Below are 2,332 nucleotides of genomic sequence, written 5' to 3' on the forward strand. Positions count from 1 at the left end.
GAAGGATAGCGACGTCAGGCGGCGAGTTTTTGCTGTTCCGGCGGATTGTCTTGCACCGGTAGTCCATCCTTGAACGGCACGCCCGCCAGCAGCACGGCGGGGTTGTCAGCGCCGCGAGTCTTACGCCAGCTCTTTTCTGCTTCTTCCATCAGCTTGAACGCCAGCCCGAGAAACGTCGCCCTCGATAGACAGTTACGCGAGCGCGTCGTCCGATGTCGCACGGTGGCAAACGTCGACTCGATCGGATTGGTGGTCCGAATGTGCTGCCAGTGCTCGGCCGGGAAGTCGTAAAACGCCAGCAAACTGTCCTTGTCCTGAGCGAGTTTTTCCACGGCTTTCGGATACTTCGCGCCATACGTACTGACGAACTGCCCGAACGCGCTGATGGCATCGGCCCTGGTTTCGGCCATAAAGATCGCCTGCAATCCAGCCTTGGCTTTGGACTGCAATGTCGCCGGCAGCGCATTCAACACGTTGCCCAGCTTGTGGAACCAACAGCGCTGCGCCGTCGTCGATGGGAACACTTATTCCAACGCCGCCCAGAATCCCATCGCACCATCACCGATGGCCAGTCGCGGACCGCTCTGCAAGCCACGCGCCTTCAGGTCCAGCAGCACCTCGGACCAGGATGCCTTCGATTCCCGGAAACCGTCGGCAATGGCAACCCGTTCCTTCTTTCCGTCCGGCGTGACACCGATGATCACCAGCAGGCATTGGCCGCCATGGTCTTCGCTCCTGGCCCCGGTATGGATGCCATCGGCCCACCAGTAGACCCAGCGGCAAACCGACAGGTCGCGCTTGTCCCATTGTTTCCATTCGTCGGCCTATTGTGACTTCAGCCGTGACACGACATTCGCCGACAAGCCCTTTACATCCTCGCCCAGCAGCACCGACAGCGCATCGCCCATGTCGCCGGTGGAGATACCTTTCAAGTACAGCCAGGGCAAAGCTGCCGCCACGCGGGGTGACTTCCTGACATAAGGCGGCACCACTGACGAATTGAACTTCACGCCGGTGCTGGAGCGGTCGCGTACCTTGGGTACCTTGACCGTTACCGGTCCGGCGGCAGTGACAATATCGCGTTCAGGCAGGTAGCCGTTGCGCACCACCGCTTGCCGGCCACTGAGCGTCTTCACGTTCGCATACTGGTGCCAACAATTCGGCCAGTTCCGCCTCGATCGCCTGCTGAATCACTTGCCGGGCGCCGCGGCGCACCAGTTCGTCCAGGCCCAGACCCATTTCCGGTAGACCGCTTTGCGTTTCTTGCTTATCCTTCTACATGGTGGAGGTTCCTCTGTTGGTTGGTTTTGATCTAGACAGTCAAATTTTCCAACAAAATCTCCACCGCCTTCCTCCCCACCTTCAGAGCTCAGCCCGTAAGCGGGTAGTAGCAGCGCATTACTGCGCCGCCACCCTCTAGGAACCCAGGGAGCGACTTTCACCGCACTAGGCTCGCGCACAACCAAAGTCTCGTCCTGAGACCGATTTCACATTCCGACTACCTCGTATCGGCTTCCACCAATGCCAGAATGCTCGTCTTCGCCATGTCGGTGTAGCTCGGCTCCCTTAGCGAGGACGCAGAACCGTCATGACTGCCGACGGTTACTCACATGCTGAACCTCGGGTAGCAAACCACACTACTGGAACCACTGCCACCGAATGGCGACGGCTGCACCTTGCGGAAGTCTGCATCCTTTCGGATCAGGGCAAATCTTGAACCCCTATGCAACCCGTTACAGGTCACCCTTCGCTTTTTCCGCATTCTCTTACCCGCTCCCGCAACAGCTTCCCTTACGGGTCACCTGCCTTGGCTTCGATACAGCAAGGCCAAGGCACGGAATCGGGCTTACCACGTTCCCATCCTTGCCGACAAAGCGGTCTTTTGCTCTGCCTGTCCGCTTAGCATCTGCCTTTCATCCGATAGCGCGATGACGACGTATTGCCAGTGATGACAGCAACAACCGGCTACTTACCTTTTGGTTCGAGCATATCAGCAGCTTTCGCTCGACAGTCGTTACGAGGGTTCAGCAACAGTTCAATTGGTTTATGCATACGGAACTTGCCTTGCGCCTCACACCGCACGGCTGCTGGCAGTGTCAGTTCCTTTCCCATCACTGGGATGAACCTTCTGTTGAGAGGCACGTTGTCCCCGGGGCTTCACACCCAACCGTTACCAGTTACGCACGCCCGGGTAGGCAACTGCTGGTCGTACAGCAGGTCACAGCCTCCTTTCAGATGTGTGACAAGACAAGAACGAGCTTTGCCGTCCAATTCCTACTACGAAACACGTGGACGGCTACACGTGTCGCACCACCACTTTGGACTATAGCTC

General features: G+C 58.0%; 1 pseudogene. It reads right to left on the reverse strand.

Going from position 1 to position 2,332, the window contains the following annotated elements:
- Window positions 1-14: 14 nt before the first annotated feature.
- Window positions 15-1,239, reverse strand: a pseudogene (locus FH061_RS30035) (IS256 family transposase).
- Window positions 1,240-2,332 lie beyond the last annotated feature (1,093 nt).

The organism is Noviherbaspirillum aerium (assembly GCF_008929045.1).
Taxonomy (GTDB): domain Bacteria; phylum Pseudomonadota; class Gammaproteobacteria; order Burkholderiales; family Burkholderiaceae_D; genus Noviherbaspirillum; species Noviherbaspirillum aerium.